The sequence below is a fragment of the Nonomuraea sp. NPDC051298 genome (genome assembly GCF_055586305.1).
Genome location: NZ_JBVJIM010000001.1, coordinates 653,145 through 669,866, shown reverse-complemented (window position 1 = coordinate 669,866; position 16,722 = coordinate 653,145). Strand labels below are relative to the sequence as shown.

The 16,722-nt window shown below is 72.9% G+C and carries 17 protein-coding genes; 13 read left to right on the top strand and 4 right to left on the bottom strand.

The window, feature by feature from the left end; all coding sequences use genetic code 11:
• The first annotated feature begins 25 nt into the window (after positions 1-25).
• Positions 26-1,192, top strand: coding sequence for a pyridoxal phosphate-dependent aminotransferase (locus ACZ6S0_RS03255; protein WP_465912949.1), 1,167 nt, complete (start codon positions 26-28; stop codon positions 1,190-1,192).
• 6 nt (positions 1,193-1,198) lie between these two features.
• On the opposite strand, the gene ACZ6S0_RS03250 is transcribed toward ACZ6S0_RS03255, so the two are convergent.
• Positions 1,199-2,317: an FUSC family protein gene (locus ACZ6S0_RS03250; RefSeq protein ID WP_465912948.1), complete on the bottom strand. Its 1,119-nt coding sequence runs from the start codon at positions 2,315-2,317 to the stop codon at positions 1,199-1,201.
• A 91-nt stretch (positions 2,318-2,408) separates the two neighbouring features.
• Positions 2,409-3,080: an alpha/beta fold hydrolase gene (locus ACZ6S0_RS03245; protein WP_465912947.1), complete on the bottom strand. Its 672-nt coding sequence runs from the start codon at positions 3,078-3,080 to the stop codon at positions 2,409-2,411.
• A gap of 134 nt (positions 3,081-3,214) precedes the next feature.
• Between ACZ6S0_RS03245 and bar the strand changes: the two genes are divergently transcribed.
• The 8 genes from bar to ACZ6S0_RS03205 all read left to right on the top strand — a co-directional run bounded on the left by bar (position 3,215) and on the right by ACZ6S0_RS03205 (position 9,557).
• On the top strand, positions 3,215-4,306 hold the full coding sequence (gene bar, locus ACZ6S0_RS03240) for a barbiturase (RefSeq protein WP_465912946.1): 1,092 nt from the start codon (positions 3,215-3,217) through the stop codon (positions 4,304-4,306).
• 37 nt (positions 4,307-4,343) lie between these two features.
• A complete protein-coding gene (locus tag ACZ6S0_RS03235; protein ID WP_465912945.1) occupies positions 4,344-4,880 on the top strand; it encodes an SseB family protein in 537 nt (178 codons plus the stop codon).
• 120 nt (positions 4,881-5,000) lie between these two features.
• Positions 5,001-5,582 carry a prepilin peptidase gene (locus ACZ6S0_RS03230; protein ID WP_465912944.1) on the top strand — a complete coding sequence of 194 codons (582 nt, stop codon included), beginning with the start codon at positions 5,001-5,003 and terminating at the stop codon, positions 5,580-5,582.
• A 43-nt stretch (positions 5,583-5,625) separates the two neighbouring features.
• Positions 5,626-6,807 carry a chorismate synthase gene (aroC, locus tag ACZ6S0_RS03225; protein WP_465912943.1) on the top strand — a complete coding sequence of 394 codons (1,182 nt, stop codon included), beginning with the start codon at positions 5,626-5,628 and terminating at the stop codon, positions 6,805-6,807.
• Entirely contained in the window at positions 6,804-7,307 is a 504-nt protein-coding gene (locus ACZ6S0_RS03220) for a shikimate kinase (RefSeq protein ID WP_465912942.1), read from the top strand. The genes aroC and ACZ6S0_RS03220 overlap by 4 nt, the downstream gene beginning before the upstream one ends.
• On the top strand, positions 7,304-8,374 hold the full coding sequence (gene aroB / locus ACZ6S0_RS03215; protein ID WP_465912941.1) for a 3-dehydroquinate synthase: 1,071 nt from the start codon (positions 7,304-7,306) through the stop codon (positions 8,372-8,374). Before ACZ6S0_RS03220 ends, aroB begins: the two co-directional genes overlap by 4 nt.
• Complete coding sequence (gene aroQ / locus ACZ6S0_RS03210; protein ID WP_465912940.1) at positions 8,371-8,805, top strand: type II 3-dehydroquinate dehydratase; 435 nt, start codon at positions 8,371-8,373, stop codon at positions 8,803-8,805. The genes aroB and aroQ overlap by 4 nt, the downstream gene beginning before the upstream one ends.
• On the top strand, positions 8,802-9,557 hold the full coding sequence (locus ACZ6S0_RS03205; protein ID WP_465912939.1) for an SGNH/GDSL hydrolase family protein: 756 nt from the start codon (positions 8,802-8,804) through the stop codon (positions 9,555-9,557). Before aroQ ends, ACZ6S0_RS03205 begins: the two co-directional genes overlap by 4 nt.
• 86 nt (positions 9,558-9,643) lie before the next feature.
• Here ACZ6S0_RS03205 and ACZ6S0_RS03200 read toward each other — a convergent pair whose 3' ends face one another.
• A complete protein-coding gene (locus ACZ6S0_RS03200) occupies positions 9,644-11,647 on the bottom strand; it encodes an ATP-dependent DNA helicase (protein WP_465912938.1) in 2,004 nt (667 codons plus the stop codon).
• A 375-nt stretch (positions 11,648-12,022) separates the two neighbouring features.
• Between ACZ6S0_RS03200 and ACZ6S0_RS03195 the strand changes: the two genes are divergently transcribed.
• Both ACZ6S0_RS03195 and ACZ6S0_RS03190 read left to right on the top strand, forming a co-directional pair.
• Complete coding sequence (locus ACZ6S0_RS03195) at positions 12,023-13,153, top strand: hypothetical protein (RefSeq protein WP_465912937.1); 1,131 nt, start codon at positions 12,023-12,025, stop codon at positions 13,151-13,153.
• A gap of 110 nt (positions 13,154-13,263) precedes the next feature.
• On the top strand, positions 13,264-14,847 hold the full coding sequence (locus ACZ6S0_RS03190) for a Na+/H+ antiporter (RefSeq protein WP_465912936.1): 1,584 nt from the start codon (positions 13,264-13,266) through the stop codon (positions 14,845-14,847).
• Here the strand turns inward: ACZ6S0_RS03190 and ACZ6S0_RS03185 are convergent.
• Positions 14,844-15,101, bottom strand: coding sequence for a ubiquitin carboxyl-terminal hydrolase 14 (locus ACZ6S0_RS03185; protein WP_465912935.1), 258 nt, complete (start codon positions 15,099-15,101; stop codon positions 14,844-14,846). The two genes, ACZ6S0_RS03190 and ACZ6S0_RS03185, sit on opposite strands and share 4 nt — an antisense overlap.
• A 367-nt stretch (positions 15,102-15,468) precedes the next feature.
• Between ACZ6S0_RS03185 and ACZ6S0_RS03180 the strand changes: the two genes are divergently transcribed.
• Positions 15,469-16,344, top strand: coding sequence for a GntR family transcriptional regulator (locus ACZ6S0_RS03180; RefSeq protein ID WP_465912934.1), 876 nt, complete (start codon positions 15,469-15,471; stop codon positions 16,342-16,344).
• 49 nt (positions 16,345-16,393) lie between these two features.
• Positions 16,394-16,722: hypothetical protein (locus ACZ6S0_RS03175; RefSeq protein WP_465912933.1), on the top strand; the 329-nt coding region annotated here is incomplete at its 3' end.

The window sequence follows — 16,722 nt, the reverse complement described above, 5'->3', positions numbered from 1 at the left end:
GGCACGAGACTAATAGTCTGGAGCCGTGACCGAACCACTTGTCAGCAGGATGCGCGCCTTCGGTACGACGATCTTCGCGGAGATGAGCGCGCTGGCCGTCCAGACCGGATCGATCAACCTGGGCCAGGGCTTCCCCGACACCGACGGGCCGGCGGCCATGCTCGACCGCGCGGTCCAGGCCATCGGCGCGGGCGCGAACCAGTACCCGCCCGGCCCCGGGGTCCTGGAGCTGCGGCAGGCGGTGTCGGAGCACCGGGCGGCCCACTACGGCCTCTCCTACGACCCGGTCGGCGAGATCCTGGTCACCGTGGGCGCCACCGAGGCGGTGGCGGCGAGCGTGCTCGCGCTGTGCGAGCCCGGCGACGAGGTCATCGCGTTCGAGCCCTACTACGACTCCTACGCCGCCTCCATCGCCCTGGCCCAGGCCCGGCTGGTGGCCGTCACGCTGCGGCCGGTCGAGGGCCGCTTCACCTTCGACCCCGACGAGCTGCGCGCCGCCGTCACCCCCCGCACCCGCGCCATCCTGGTCAACTCCCCGCACAACCCGACAGGGACGGTGTTCACCCGCGCCGAGCTGACCGTCATCGCGGAGCTGTGCCAGGAGCACGGGCTGACCGCGATCACCGACGAGGTGTACGAGCACCTGACGTTCGACGGCGTCGAGCACATCCCCATGGCCACGCTGCCCGGGATGCGGTCGCGTACGGTCATGATCTCCTCGGCGGGCAAGACGTTCTCCGTCACCGGCTGGAAGACCGGCTGGGTGTGCGCGCCGCCGGAGCTGGTGGCGGCGGTCTCGACGGTCAAGCAGTTCCTCACGTTCACGGCGGCGGCGCCGTGGCAGCTCGCGGTGGCGTACGGGCTGCGGCACGAGATGGAGTGGGTGACCGCGCTGGGAGCGGGCCTTCAGGACAAACGGGACCGGCTGATGGAAGGGCTGACGGCGGCGGGCTTCTCGGTGCTGCGGCCGTCGGGCACGTACTTCGTGCAGACCGACATCCGTCCACTCGGGTTCTCCGACGGGCTGGAGCTGGCGCGGCGGCTGCCCGAGCTGGCCGGGGTGGTGGCCATCCCGACCCAGGTGTTCTACGACCACGCGGAGCGGGGGCGGCACTTCGTCCGGTTCGCGTTCTGCAAGAAGGAGGAGGTCATCGACGAGGCGGTGACCCGGCTGAAGCGGCTCTCCGCCTGACCGGCGTCAGTTCCGCCGCGTGACCTGGTGGTCGGCGCCCTGGTCGGCGCCGGTCTCGTCCAGCGGGGTCAGCGCCGCCGTGGCCTCCGCGTGTTCCAGGCCCGTCGCCTGCAGCAGGTCCACCACCACCGACCGGAGCTGCGCGATGATGACGTGGGCGGAGAAGCCCAGGCCCTCGGGGCGTTCGCGGGCCGCCACCGCGAGCAGGGCCTGGCGGGCCAGCGTGGGCTCGCGACCGGCGCCTAGCTCCAGTTGCAGCAGCAGGGCGGCCTCCGAGACCTCGCGCATCGCCTCGGCCAGCGCGGCAGGGGGCGGGCTGGCCTCGCCGAGCGAGGCGAGCGTGCGGCGGCTCAGCACGCGGGCGTTGCGCAGGGCCAGGTCCACCGGCACGGCGGCGGTCTCGTAGCGGGCCAGGCGGGCGCGCCGGTGCCAGTGCAGCGGCGAGATCATGGTGATCTCCTTGCTGGTCTCCAGCGCCGCCTCGAACTCCTCCACGGCGGCCTGCGTCGTACGGGCCTCCTCCAGCGCCTCGGCCGCCAGGTCCACGTCGCGCTTCTCGATCGCCTCCGCCGCCCGCTCCAGCACCGTGGACAGCGCGTCGAGCACCCCGGACAGGTGCTTGGCCGCGATCGTGAACGGGCTCGCCGGCAGCAGCGCCACCGCCGCGATCCCGATGACGCCGCCCGTGAGGGCGTCGGCCATCCGGTCCAGGCCGCCGGCGCCCTCGCCTGGCACCAGCGTGGCCACCAGCACGGCCGACGAACCCGCCTGCGCGACGAACAGCGCACCGCTGTTGAGCAGCGCCGCCACCGTCATGGCCAGCCCCACCACCAGCGCGAGCTGCCAGCCGCCCGAGCCGATCCAGGCCACCAGCAGGTCGCCCACCCCGACGCCGAGGCTGACCCCGACGACCAGCTCGACGACCCTGCGCAGCCGCTGCCCGAGCCCGACGCCCACGCAGATCAGCACGGAGATGGGGGCGAAGAACGGGCTGGGGTGGCCGAGCAGCTCGACGGCGGCGGTCCAGGCCAGGGCCGAGCCGACCGCGCACTGCGCGATGGAGGGCGCGATCAGGCCGAACGTGCCCAGTCGTTCCTTCACGAGATCGCCGAGCCTGGTGCGCACGCCTCCAACGATGGCGGATCTTTATGACATTGAGGTCACGTTTGCCCCGGCGAAGCCCTTTTCGGGGAGGTACCGCGCCGCGGGGCGGGCGTCAGGAGTGAGGAGCGTCGAGGAACGCGTCCACCGCGTCGAGGAACTCCTCGCGGGCCTCCACGTGGACGAGGTGCCCGGCCTCGATCCTGACCAGGGCCGCCCCGGGGATCCGCGCCGCCACGTCCGGGTCGAACGGGCTCCGCGTCCCCGACACCACCAGCGTGGGCGCCGAGATCCCGGCGAGCCCCTCCGCCCACGCGGGCTCCGGGGTGACGAGCTGCCGCTCGGTGTCGTGCACCATCCGCCAGTCGAACCCGGTGGACCCGTCCTCCACGATCGGCGGCCGGTCGGTGAGCTGACGATCCGGGGGCGGGTCCTCCAGGACGAGCCGCCCGACGAGGTCGGGACGGGCGACGGCCAGCAGGCACGCGACCACGGCGCCCAGCGAGTGCGCCACCACCGTGAGCCGGTCGACGCCCAGGTGGTCGAGCAGCGCGGCGACGTCCTCGGCCATGTCGCGCAGGTCGTACGAGCCCGGATGGTCGCTGGCCCCGTGGCCCCGCAGGTCGGGCGCGAACACGTGGAAGCGCCGCGCGAAGTGCTGGGTGAAGCCGTTCCAGTCGTTGTGGTTCGCGGTGCGGCCGTGCAGCAGGAGGAGCGGGGGAGCGGCCGGGTCGCCCTCCTCGCGGTAGACGAGCTTGATCCCGTTGGCGGGTGCTTCGTGAATCACGGTGCGACCCTACTCCCAGGCGCTCGGCGGACCTTGACATCACCCCCGGCCTTCATGGGCACACATTGACCATGAACCCCGCTGACCGGCTCGGTAGCGTCATCGGGGAACCGCCGCAGGAGGAGGCCACCCGCATGCCCGAACCGATCGAAGTGCGCAAAGTTCCGATCGAGAGCGTCACCGACGCCTCCGGGCTGTCCCGGCTCATCGCCGACGGGGTGATCGAGGCCGAGCGGGTGCTCGCCGTCGTCGGCAAGACCGAGGGCAACGGCGGCGTCAACGACTACACGCGCATCCTCGCCGACCGCGCCTTCCGCGAGGTGCTGGCCGAGCACGGCCACCCGGCGCCCGAGACCGTGCCGCTGGTGTGGTCGGGCGGCACCGACGGCATCCTCAGCCCGCACGCCACCATCTTCGCCACCACCGCCGACGCCCCCGCCTCCGACGAGCCGCGGCTGTCGGTCGGGGTGGCGATGAGCGAGGTCATCCTGCCCGAGGACATCGGCCGCCCGGCCATGGTGGAGAAGGTCGCTGCCGGGGTGCGCGAGGCCATGAAGATCGCCGGCATCGACGACCCGCGCGACGTGCACTACGTACAGACCAAGACGCCGCTGCTCACCCTGGCCACCATCACCGACGCCAAGAGCCGCGGCCAGGACACCGCCATCGAGGAGACCGGCCCCTCCATGGACCTGTCCAACTCCACCACCGCCCTCGGCATCGCCGTCGCCCTCGGCGAGATCGGGATGCCGGAGGCCGGCCAGATCCACAAGGACCTGTCGCTGTACTCGTCGGTGGCCTCCTGCTCGTCCGGCGTGGAGCTGGATCGGGCGCAGATCGTGCTGGTCGGCAACGTCCGCGGGATCGGCGGGCGCTACCGCATCGGCCACAGCGTCATGAAGGACGCCCTCGACGCCGACGGCATCTGGGAGGCCATCAGGGACTCCGGTCTCGCCCTGCCCGACCGTCCGCACCCGTCCGACCTCGGGGGGCGGCTGGTGAACGTCTTCATGAAGTGCGAGGCCGACCCGTCGGGACGCGTACGCGGGCGGCGCAACATCATGCTCGACGACTCCGACGTGCACTGGCACCGGCAGATCAAGGCCGCCGTCGGCGGGGTGGCGGCCTCGGTCACCGGGGATCCCGCGGTCTTCGTCTCGGTGGCCGCCGTCCACCAGGGCCCCTCGGGCGGCGGCCCGGTGGCGGCCATCTCCGACCTGGGCTAGCTGTTCCGTCCCGTGAGGTTGGGTACGCTCGGAGGCTGTGCCGAGCATCCCGAGCCCCCTCGATCCCCACGACGACGGCGCCGCCGCCCCCGCCGTGGCCGCCGCCCTGGCCGCCTACGAGGCGGGCGCGGCCGGTCCCGCCGAGGTGCTGAACGCCCTGAGCGGCGCCCGGCTCCTGGTGCCCGTGGTGGCGCTGCTGATCGAGACCGAGGTGGGCGCGCACGGGCTGCGGCAGGAGAAGGAGAGCGAGATGGCGCTGCCCAAGCTCGTCGGCGGCGACGGGCGGCAGGCGGTGCTCGCGTTCACCGGCACGGACGCGCTGGCCAGGTGGCGGCCCGACGCCCGGCCGATCCAGGCCACCGCGCTCCAGGTCTGCCAGGCCGCCGTGCAGGAACGGGCGGCGGCGGTCGTGGTGGACGTGGCGGGGCCCGTGCAGTTCGTCATCGAGGGTGAGGTGCTGGAGGCGCTGGCCGCCGTCGAGTCGGGCACGGTGGGTGAGCTGAGCGGGGTCACGGTGGCCAAGGTGACGCCCGCGCCCCGCCGACGCCGCTGGTTCTCCCGAGGCCCCCGCTGACCGCCGAGCCGGCCCGCGCTTCCTGGCCAGGCGGGCGCGTCACGCGGTGCTCGGCCTGGTCCCATACCCGGTCGGCATTCGAGCCGGACCGCGTGGCCGGTCCCGGCTAAGGTCGGCGGGATGGTCGCATTCATGGCGCTGATCGGCCTCGTCTGCGGAGACCGCGTCAGGGCCCTCGCCCGCGCCTACGACCACCTGCCCGCCCGGCCGCTGCCCCCTGGCGCGATCGAGTCGCTGACCGCCGCCGTGGCGGCCCTGGTCGCGTGGCGGGCGGGGCTCCCCTTCGTGTGCTTCGCCGTCGTCGGCACCGCGCTGGCCGTCATCGACTCGCGCACCGAGACGCTCCCCGACGCGATCACCCTGCCCGCGTACCCCGTCACGGCCCTGGCGCTGCTCCCGACGGGCGAGCTGGGCAGGGCGCTGGCGGGCGGGGCCGCGCTGGCCGCCGTCTACGGGCTGCTCTGGCTGCTCAGGCCGGACGCCATGGGGTTCGGCGACGTCAAGCTCGCCGGGCTCATCGGCCTGGTGAGCGGCGCACTGGGCTGGCCGGCCGTGGTGACGGCGGCCTTCGCCGGACAGTTGCTCGGCGCGCTCCACGCGCTCGCCCTGCTGGTCACCGGCCGTGGCACCAGGCACACCCAGTTCCCCTTCGGCCCCTTCATGCTCCTCGGGGCACTCACGACACTCTGTCTCGCATGGTGACCGGAGGACAGCTCACTCGGCCGTACGTGGAAGACTTGTACGCATGTTGCGCTGGTTGACCGCAGGAGAGTCCCACGGGCCCGAACTCGTCGCCATCCTCGAGGGCCTGCCGGCCGGGGTCGAGGTGACCACGGCCGCCGTCGACGAGGCCCTGCGCCGCCGCAGGCTCGGTTACGGCCGTGGCGCGCGGATGAAGTTCGAGCAGGACGAGGTGACGATCGTCGGCGGCGTCCGCCACGGGCGCACGATGGGCAGCCCGGTCGCCATCCGCGTCGGCAACACCGAGTGGCCCAAGTGGGAGAAGGTCATGGCGGCCGACCCGGTCGACCCGGCCGAGCTGGACGGCATGGCCCGCAACGCGCCCAGGTCCCGCCCGCGCCCAGGCCACGCCGACCTGGCGGGCATGCAGAAATACGGCTTCGACGACGCCCGCAACGTCCTCGACCGGGCCAGCGCCCGCGAGACCGCCGCCCGGGTGGCGCTGGGCGAGGTCGCCAGGCGCTTCCTCAAGCAGGCGCTCGGCGTCGACCTCGTCAGCCACGTCACCGAGATCGGCGGCGCGCGCACCCCGTCCGAGCTGCTGCCCGGCCCCGGCGACCTGGCCAGGATCGACGACGACCCGGTCAGGTGCTCCGACCCCGCGGGCAGCGCCGCGATGATCGAGGTGATCGACAAGGCGCACAAAGACGGCGACACGCTCGGCGGCGTCGTCGAGGTGCTCGCCTACGGCCTGCCGCCCGGCCTGGGCAGCTACACCCACTGGGACCGCAGGCTCGACTCCAGGCTCGCCGGGGCGCTCATGGGCATCCAGGCGATCAAGGGCGTCGCGGTCGGCGACGGCTTCGAGACCGCGCGCAGGCCCGGCTCCCGCGCCCACGACGAGATCGGATACAGCACCGACGACGGCGTGCGCCGCATCACCAACCGCGCGGGCGGCGTCGAGGGCGGCATGACCAACGGCGAGATCCTGCGGGTCAGCGCCGCGATGAAGCCGATCTCCACGGTGCCGAGGGCACTGGCCACGATCGACGTCAAGACCGGCGAGGCGGCCAAGGCCCACCACGAGCGCTCCGACGTGTGCGCCGTGCCCGCCGCCGGCATCGTGGCCGAGGCCATGGTGGCGCTGGTGCTGGCCGACGCGGCGCTGGAGAAGTTCGGCGGCGACTCCGTCGAGGAGGTCGCGCGCAACCTGTCCGGCTACCTCTCTTCCATGGTGATCAAATGACAGCGAAGGCCGTGCTGATCGGGCCTCCAGGCTCCGGCAAGACCACACTCGGGCGGCTGCTGGCCGAGCGGCTCGGCCTGGAGTTCCGAGACACCGACGCCGACGTGGAGGCCGTGGCGGGCAAGCCCGTCTCCGACATCTTCGTCGAGGACGGCGAGGCCCGCTTCCGCGAGCTGGAGCACGAGGCCGTGCGCCGCGCGCTGGCCGAGCACGAAGGCGTGCTGTCCCTGGGCGGCGGCGCGGTGCTGCACGAGGAGACGCAGGCCCTGCTCCACGGCCAGCACGTCGTCTACCTGCAGGTCGGGCTGTCCGACGCGGTCCAGCGGGTGGGCCTGGCCTCCGCCCGGCCGCTGCTGGTGCTCAACCCGCGCAGCCGGCTCAAGAAGCTGATGGAGGAGCGCCGCCCGGTCTACGAACGGCTGGCCGTGGTGACGGTGGTGACCGACAAGCGGGAGCCCGAGGAACTGGCCGACGAGATCGTCAAGGGGCTGCCCGGATGAGCGCGACCCGCATCACCGTACGCGGCGACAGCCCCTACGACGTGGTCGTCGGCACCGGCGTGCTGGCCGAGCTGCCCACGCTGTTCAAGCCCGGCGTGCGCACCGTCGCGGTCATCGCCCCCGAGACCCTGCCGCGGATCTCCCTGCCGGTCCGCGAGGCGCTGGCCGGGGCCGGCTACGAGGTGGCCGAGCTGACCGTGCCCGACGGCGAGCGCGCCAAGACCGTCGAGGTGGCCGCGCGGCTGTGGTCCGAGCTGGGCCGCCGCGGCGTCACCCGCTCCGACGCCGTGGTGGGCGTGGGCGGGGGCGCGACGACCGACCTGGCGGGGTTCGTGGCCGGCACGTGGCTGCGTGGCGTCCAGGTCGTGCTCGTGCCCACGACGCTGCTGGCCATGGTCGACGCGGCCGTCGGCGGCAAGAACGGCATCGACACGCCCGAGGGGAAGAACCTCGTGGGCACCTTCCTGCCGCCCGCCGGAGTGCTGTGCGAGCTGTCCACCCTGGCGGGCCTGCCCAGGGCCGACTACGTCGCGGGCCTGGCCGAGGTCATCAAGGGCGGTTTCATCGCCGACCCCGAGATCCTGCGGCTGGTCGAGGCCGATCCCGAGGGCGCCACCCGTCCCGACGGGCCGCACACCCGTGAGCTGATCGAGCGCAAGATCCGGGTCAAGGCCGACGTCGTGGGCGCCGACCTGCGCGAGGCGGGCCTGCGCGAGATCCTCAACTACGGCCACACGCTCGCCCACGCCATCGAGCGCGAGGAGCACTACGGCATCCGCCACGGCGAGGCCGTCGCCATCGGCATGGTCTACGCCGCCGAGCTGTCCAGGCTGTCCGGCCGCGCCGACCTCGTGGGCCGCACCCGTTCGATCCTCACCGGCGTCGGCCTGCCCATCGCCTACCGCGCCGGCGCCTGGCCGCGGCTGCGCGAGCACATGCGTCTCGACAAGAAGAACCGCGGCGCCAAGCAGCGCTTCGTCGTGCTCGACGCCCTGGCCGCGCCCGGCCGCCTCGAAGACCCGGCGGAAGAGCTGCTCGAAGCCGCCTACAAGGAGATCTCGGCATGATCCTCGTGCTCAACGGGCCCAACCTGGGCCGGCTCGGCACCCGCGAGCCCGACGTGTACGGCGCCGAGACGCTCGAAGACCTCGCCAACCTCTGCCGTGACACGGGCCGCAAGCTCGGCCACCACGTCGAGGTACGCCAGACCGACGACGAGGCCGAGATGATCGGCTGGATCCACGAGGCGTGCGACGGCCGCATCCCGGTGGTGCTCAACCCGGCCGCCTTCACCCACTACTCCTACGCGCTGCGCGACGCCATCGCCCAGCGCACCGCCCCGCTCGTCGAGGTACATCTCTCCAATCCCGCGGCGAGGGAAGAGTTTCGCCATACCTCCGTCGTGGCCGGGGTGGCGACGGGCACCATCGCGGGGTTCGGACTACAGTCGTACGTCCTTGCGCTGAACGCTATCGCGGAGATGACAACCACCTCATGAGGCATTACAAGTCCTTCGTCGCCCTCGGTGACAGCTTCACAGAAGGACTGAACGATCCCGGTCCGGACGGGCACTATCGTGGCTGGGCCGACCGGGTGGCCGAGCGGCTCGCCGCCGACGACCCCGCCTTCCGCTACGCCAACCTGGCCGTGCGCGGCAAGCTCCTCGACCAGGTCGCGGCCGAGCAGGTGCCGCTGGCCGTGGAGATGGCGCCCGACCTGGTCAGCTTCTGCGGCGGGGGCAACGACCTGCTCAGGCCGGGCAGCGATCCCGACGTGATGGCCAAGAGGCTCGCGCGGGCCGTACGCGACCTGCGCGCGGGCGGGGCCGACGTGCTGCTGTTCACGGGGGTGGACCCGCGTGACACGCCGGTGATGCGGCGGCTGCGCGGCCGGTTCGCCGTCTACTACCTGCACCTGCGGTCCATCGCCGACCTGTACGGGTGCCGGCTCGTCGACCTGTGGTCCATGCAGGGCCTGCGCGACTGGCGGGCCTGGAGCGCCGACAGGCTGCACATGAACGAGGACGGGCACCGACTGGTGGCGGCCCGGGTGCTCGACGTGCTGGGCGTGCCGTTCGACGACTGGCGCAAGGACTGGCCGGAGCGTGCCGTCGACCCGCGGGCCAGGCGGCGCGAGGACGCCCAGTGGATGCGCGAGCACCTGGTGCCCTGGGTGTCGCGCCGGGTGCGCGGCGTCTCCTCCGGCGACGGCGTCTCTCCGAAGCGCCCCGACCTGGCCCCCTGGGCTTAGAACGCCGTCAGGACGCGGCCAGGGCCGGGCGTGGTCAGGGCCGGGCGGGGTCAGGGCCGGGCGCGGTCAGGGCAGGCAGGGCGCGGTCAGGACGCCGTCTCGGTCGTGAGGCGCTTGAGGGCCGCGCGCGGGATCGCCGGGTCCGTCGTACGCCAGAACGGCGGCAGCGACCCCAGCAGGAAGCCGCTGTAGCGGGCCGTCACGAGCCGCGGGTCGAGCACCGCGATGACGCCCTTGTCGTCCTGGGCGCGCAGCAGCCGCCCGGTGCCCTGCGCCAGCAGCAGCGCGGCGTGGTTGGCGGCCACCGCCATGAACCCGTTGCCGCCCCTGGCCGCCACGTGCCGCTGGCGGGCCGAGGTCAGCGGGTCGTCGGGCCGGGGGAACGGCACCCGGTCGATGATGACCAGCCGCAGCGACGGCCCCGGCACGTCGACCCCCTGCCACAGTGACAAGGTGCCGAACAGGCACGTCGGCTCGTCCTCGGCGAACTGCTTGACCAGCAGCATCGTGGAGTCGTCGCCCTGGCACAGCAGCGGCACGTCGAGCCGGTCGCGCAGCGCCTCGGTGGCGGCCTTGGCCGCGCGCATCGACGAGAACAGCCCCAGCGTGCGCCCCCCGGCCGCCTCGATCAGCTCGGTGATCTCGTCGAGGTACTGCTGCGGCAGCCCGTCGCGGCCGGGCTGGGGGAGGTGCTTGGCGACGTAGAGGATGCCCGCGCGCGGGTGGTCGAACGGCGAGCCGACGTCGATGCCCTGCCAGCCCTTGCCGCTCTCGCCGAGCCCCCACTGCGCCGCCAGCCCGTCGAACGTCCCCCCGAGCGCCAGCGTGGCCGAGGTGAGCACCACCGTGCGCTCCCCGAACAGCTTGTCGCGCAGCATGCCGCTCACGCTCAGCGGCGCCACCCGCAGCGCGGGCGGGCGCCGGTCGGTGCCGGCGTCGAGCCAGACGACCTCCGCCCGGTCGGACTCGGAGTCGTGCCCGTAGGCGTCGAGCATGCGCACCGTGGTGTCGTGCACCTCGTCGAGCGCGGTGAAGGCCGCCTTGCGCTGCCCGGCCTTGTCGGGGTCGTCTTTGTCGGCGTTGCGCGACCCCATGGCCGAGATGCACCGCCAGGCCGTGTCGCGGACGAGCTGCAGGGTCAGGCCGAGCACCTGCGGCAGCTCGTCGATGCGGCCGGGCGGCGCGGCGGCCAGCAGCGCCTTGAGGTCTTCCCCCGCCTCCATGAGCTGGTCGGCGATGGGCTGGTCGATGAGCCGGCCGACCCGGCGCACCGCCAGCAGCACCGACGCCTCCGACAGCTCGCCGGTGACCACGGACGTCACCCGGTCGACCAGCTCGTGGGCCTCGTCGACCACCACGACCTCGTGCTCGGGCAGCACCGGCAGGTCGCCCATGGCGTCGATGGCGAGCAGCGCGTGGTTGGTCACCACGACGTCGACCTCGCCCGCCCGCGCCCTGGCCAGCTCGGCGAAGCACTCGGCGCCGCTGGGGCACCGGCTCGCCCCCAGGCACTCCTGCGCGCTGACGGAGAACTGCCGCCACGCCTGCTCGCTCACGCCCGGCACCAGCTCGTCGCGGTCGCCGGTCTCGGTCTCCTCGGCCCACTCCTGGATGCGCTGGACCATGCGGCCGGTCGCGCTCACCTCGCGCGGGTCGAAGAGCGAGTCCTGCTCGTCCTCCTCGGGCCAGCCCGCGGTGGCCTTGTAGCGGCACAGGTAGTTGCGGCGGCCCTTGAGTATGGCGAACGTCGGCTCGTGCGGCAGCTCCTTGCCCAGCGTCTCGGCCAGCCGGGGCAGGTCGCGGTCGACGAGCTGGCGCTGGAGCGCGATGGTGGCCGTGGAGATCACGACGGGGACGTCGCCGTCCATCGCGTGGCGGATCGAGGGCACGAGGTAGGCCAGCGACTTGCCGGTGCCGGTGCCCGCCTGGACGGCCAGGTGCTCCTTCTCGTCGATGGCCCGTCGTACGGCCTGGACCATGGTGACCTGGCCCTGCCGTTCGCTCCCGCCGAGAGCGCTGACCGCGATGTTGAGCAGTTCGTCCACTTGCGGAAGATGGGAGTCCGGCACGGGTGTAAACGCTACCCGCATTCCGGGGCCGTCGCGCCGAACGCCGTGTGATCGGCCAGACGCATCCCGGCGTTCGCGGGCACGCGCGCCGGGTAGCGTGGCACACTGGGCGATCGGAACTCCAACCGGTTACGGAGTGTCCTCACCGGGTGTGACCGGAGGGGTTCCGGGTGTAGATGGGAAGGCCGGTTTCCCAAGGGTTTTCCGGGGTTGAGTGGACGAATAAAGGCTGGTTAAAGCAATATGTCCTCCATGTCGGAAGTTGTCCCGTTGCCGTCGTTCGGCGAAGTCTTCTTCGATGCACGAGGTCAGGAGCGGTGCCTCCGCGTCACATGGCATGAGGGCACGCTGGTCCTCAGCCTCTGGCGCGGCGAGATGTGCACAGCGAGCTTCCGCATGCCGATGGAGGATGTCGGCAGGCTGCTCGACACCCTTGACGAGGGGTTCGGAGAGGCCACGGGCGAGCAGCCCGCGGTGCCGGCGCACGACCCGGGCACCGAGGTCATCCCCGGCACCGGGCAATACCACCGGCCGCCCCAGCACGTCCAGCAGCAGGCGGCCCCGCAGCCGTTCGACGAGCGGCCCACGTCGGCGCTGTCGCCCAACGACGTCCTCGTGGCCAGGAGCGCCCCGCCGCCGGCCCAGGACAAGCTGGTGGCCTCGTACGGCGAGAGCCCGGCCCCCCGCGACACCACCCCCGCCTATGGCGAGCAGCGCACGCCCTTCACCGGCCCCCAGTACGTCGACAGCCAGTACGTGGACAACCAGTACCCGGACAACTCCGCGCCCCACTACGTGGAGACCACCGCTCCCCAGCAGAAGTACACCGGCGACCCCTTCAGCGGGCCCCAGTACACCGCCGACCCGCTCAGCGGCCCCCACTACACGCAGCCGTCCGGCCAGGCGGAGCCGTTCGCGGGCCCGCAGTACGTGGACAACGAGCCCGTCTACCAGATGCCCGGCGACCAGCGCCGTCAGTCGCCGCTCAGCACCGACCCGCTCGGCTTCCCCTCCCAGGCCGCCGACCCGTACCAGCCGGCCGCGCAGCGCCAGGACCAGTACCCGGCCGACCCCTTCCCCGCCGACCCGTACTCCTCCGATCAGTACTCCTCCGATCAGTACGGTGGCAGGCGCGCGGACTCCTTCCAGGCCGACGCTTACCAGGCCGACACGTACCAGTCCGACGCGTACCAGGCTCCGCCCCAGGGCCAGGCCCCGTCGCAGGCTCACCCGAGCACGGCCGGTCTGGGCACGCCCATGCACGGCATCCCCGGCGCGGGCCGCCCGCGTTCCATGCCCCAGCGGCGGCAGCCGCAGCCGGCGCACGACGACTACGCCTCCTACCAGGGCCAGCAGTCCAACCCGGTCGACCCGTTGACGGCGCTCGGCCGGCAGGAGGCGTACCAGCAGCAGCCCGACCCCGAGATGACCCGCCCGTACGTCACCGACCCCATGTTCTCGACCGGCGAGCGCCTGCGCCCCGAGCAGCCCGACTACCACGAGAGAAGCGACCGCCGGGAGTGGTGACCACCCACTCCGCCGCGCAGGGTACGCTCACCGCGGGGCGCTCCGGTTCGCGACATTCCGGGCCGATCGCCTGAGGCATCGTCAAGCGGGCTGGGGCGGGAGGAACACCGGTGAGTCCGACCTTGGGCCTGCAGTTGCTGCTGACGGCCACCGGGGCCGTCGCCGTGGCGGCAGTCGCCAGGCGGCGTGGCTGGCCGGCCCCGTTGCTGCTGGTCGTGGCCGGGCTGGTGGTCTCGCCGCTGCTGCCGCCGGTGCCGATGGAGCCCGAGCTGGTGCTCTACGTGTTCCTGCCGCCGCTGCTCTACTCGGCCGCGCTCGACAGCTCCTACCTGCGCCTGCGTGACGCCAAACGGTCGGTGGGCCTGCTGTCGGTCGGGCTGGTGCTGTTCACCACGGCCGTGGTCGGGATGCTGGTCCACCTGCTGCTGCCCGATCTGCCGCTCGCGCTGGCGTTCGCGCTCGGCGCCATCATCGCCCCGCCCGACGCGGTCGCCGCCGTCGCGGTCGGGCGGCGGCTCGGCCTGCCGCGCGCGTCCCTGACACTCCTGGTCGGCGAGAGCCTCTTCAACGACGCCACCGCGCTCACCCTCTACCGGGTCGCCATCGGGGCGGCCGTGGGCGGGTCCATCAGCCTGTGGCAGGGGCTGGGCGAGTTCCTGCTCGCCGCGGTGGGCGGAGTGGCGATCGGACTGGCGCTGGCGTTCCTGTTCGCCTGGATCTTCCGGCACACCCGCGACTCGCTGGTCGAGAACACGCTGATGCTGCTGATCCCGTTCGGCGCCTACCTCGCGGCCGAGTCGGTGCACGCGTCCGGCGTGATCGCCGTCGTGGTCGTCGGCCTCTACCTGGGCAACCGCATGCACCTGCGGGGCTTCGGGACGCGGCTGGTCTCCGACTCGGTGTGGAAGGTCACCGACTTCCTCCTCGAGGCCGTCGTGTTCGCGCTCATCGGGCTGCAGCTCACGACCGTGGTGACGGGCATCGTCGGCTACAGCCCGTGGCAGGTCGCGGCCTACGCGGTGGCGGTGCTGGCGGTGACGATCGTCAGCAGGTTCGCGTGGGTGTTCACGGTCACCTATCTGATCAAGGCGCTGGGCAGGAAGAACGCGCAGCCGACGGTGCCGCAGACGGTGATACTCGGCTGGGCGGGGATGCGGGGCGTGGTGTCGCTGGCGGCGGCGTTCGCGATCCCTGACTCCGTGCCCGCGCGTGACCGGGCGATGCTGCTGTTCCTGACCTTCACCACCGTGATCGGGACGCTGCTCATCCAGGGCACCACGTTCCCCGCGCTGATCAGGCGGCTGGGCGTGTCGAGCGCGCAGGAGCAGTACGAGGACCGCCTGTCGGAGGCCGCGGCCCAGCAGGCGGCCCTGGAGGCGGGCCTGGCCGAGCTGGAACGGCTGGTGAGCGCGGAGGGCGGCGAGCCCGACGAGATCCAGAAGCAGGTCATCGACCAGCTCAGAGAGAAGTCGTGGCGCCGCTCCCTGACCGCCTGGGAACGCCTGGGCGGCGGCACCGGCGCCGGCGGGACGGAGACCCCCAGCATCCTCTACCGCCGCCTGCGCCGCGAGATGCTGCAGGCCGAGCGGCAGGTCTTCGTCCGGTTGCGCGACGAGCGCCGCCTCGACGACGAGGTGCTGCGCGAGGTGATGGCGCAGCTCGACTTCGAGGAGGCGATCCTCGAACGCGACTAGCCCATCTTGCTGTCCACGAAACACCACCGCCAGCTCTCGCCGGGCTCGAACGACTGGATCACCGGGTGGTTCGTCTCGTGGAAGTGCTTGGTGGCGTGCTTGTTCGGAGAGGAGTCGCAGCACCCGACGTGGCCGCATTCCAGGCAGCGGCGCAGGTGCACCCACCGGCCGCCGACCGCCAGGCACTCCTCGCAGCCCTCCGGCGTCTTCGCGGCCGGGTCGTCGGCATGGGAAAGATGCTCACATGTTGCCATAACAGAAATCTTATGGCCTGCGGGCCGATGCGATCCCGGCCGGGCCCGCGCGGCTCGCCGCTCCCGGGCACAGCTCCCGGGCACGGCCTCGTCCGTGCCCGTCCACGCGGTCGACCCCGCCGCCGTCCGGGCCGCCGTCGGGCTGCCGTCCGGGCTGCTCTCCGGGCTCCCGTCTGGTCCGCTGTTCGGGCTGCCCGTCTGGGCCCGCCGTTCGGGTTGCCGTCCGGCCGTCGTTCGGGCCGGTGGGGGCGGGCAGGGGCCGTGCGGCAGGCCGGGGAGGGCTACGATGCCTGCGCACGTCGCGCCGGCACGTCGCGGCACGTTCTGTGGCAGTGTTTGGCGGCACGGTGAGGAGGCTGACGTCCGGATGGACCTGAACGCGGTGAGGGAAGCCGAGCGGGAGGCGGACCCCGTCGAGCGGGCCCGCCTTCTCGGGCGGCTGGTGACGCGGGCGCAGGACGTGGCCGCCGAGGCGGAGCGGCTGCGGCTGGAGGCCGTCGCCGAGGCGCGGGCCTCGGGCGCGGCCCCGGAGGAGATCGCCGCGCGGCCGGACGCCTCTCCCGAGCGGCCCGCCCGTGGGGACGCACCCGCCCGTGGGGACGCACCTGCGCGCGGGGACGCACCCGTCCGTGGGGACGCACCCGTCCGTGGTGGCGCACCCGTCCGTGGTGGCGCACCTGCGCGCGGGGACGCACCCGACCGCGTGCTTGTACGCCGGGCGCTGCCGACCGAGCCCGCCGTACGAGGCTCCAGGTCGCTCTTCCTGGCCGAGGCGGAACGCCAGGGGCTCAAGGCGGGCCGACGCATGCTCCACGTCGGACCGGAACCGGCCAACGACCAGGTCGCGGCCTGCCTCCGGATCGAGCCAGGCGCCGACGTGGTGGCCCGGCGCAAGATGATGACCGCGAACGACGTCCCCGTACGCATCGCGACCAGCTACTTCCGCGCCGACCTCTTCGGCGGCACCCGGCTGGCCGAGCCCGGGTTCGTCCAGCCGTCGCTCCAGGCCGCGCTGATCGCCCTCGGGCACACGTTCGGCCACGCCGAGGAGAGCCTGACCGCCCGGCCCCCGACCGCCTTCGAACGCGAGACGCTGGAGCTGGAGGCCGGTGAGTGGATCGTCCAGGTGCTGCGGGCGAGCTATGCGACCGACGGCACGCCCGTCCACGTCCTGGAGACCGTGTGCGCCGCCACCCGGCACGTGTTCGCCGTCACGCAGGTCTCCGGTCATGACGAGTTCTGAGGCTCTCCGTCCGCGTCCAGAATGATCCATCCGTGCGGAGGGAGTTCCCTTGACAGGTGCCGAGGAGTTCAGGAACGCGGCGCAGGCGCTCATCGCGGCCATCGGCGACCATCTGAACGCCGTGTCGGGAGCGGGGAAGCCGTCGGAGTGGACCGCCGAGAGCGAGGCTCTGAGGGAGGCGGCGCGGGCCTACGCCGAGGCCGGTGCGGCCCTGACGGGGGAGGAGCTGATCGCGCCCGTCCCCGGCGGCGAGCCTGACCCGCCCTCAGCGTCCGACTCGGCCTCAGCGTCCGACTCGGCCTCAGCGTCCGACTCGGCCTCAGCGTCCGACTCGGCCTCAGCGTCCGACTCGGCCTCAGCGTCCGACTCGGCCTCAGC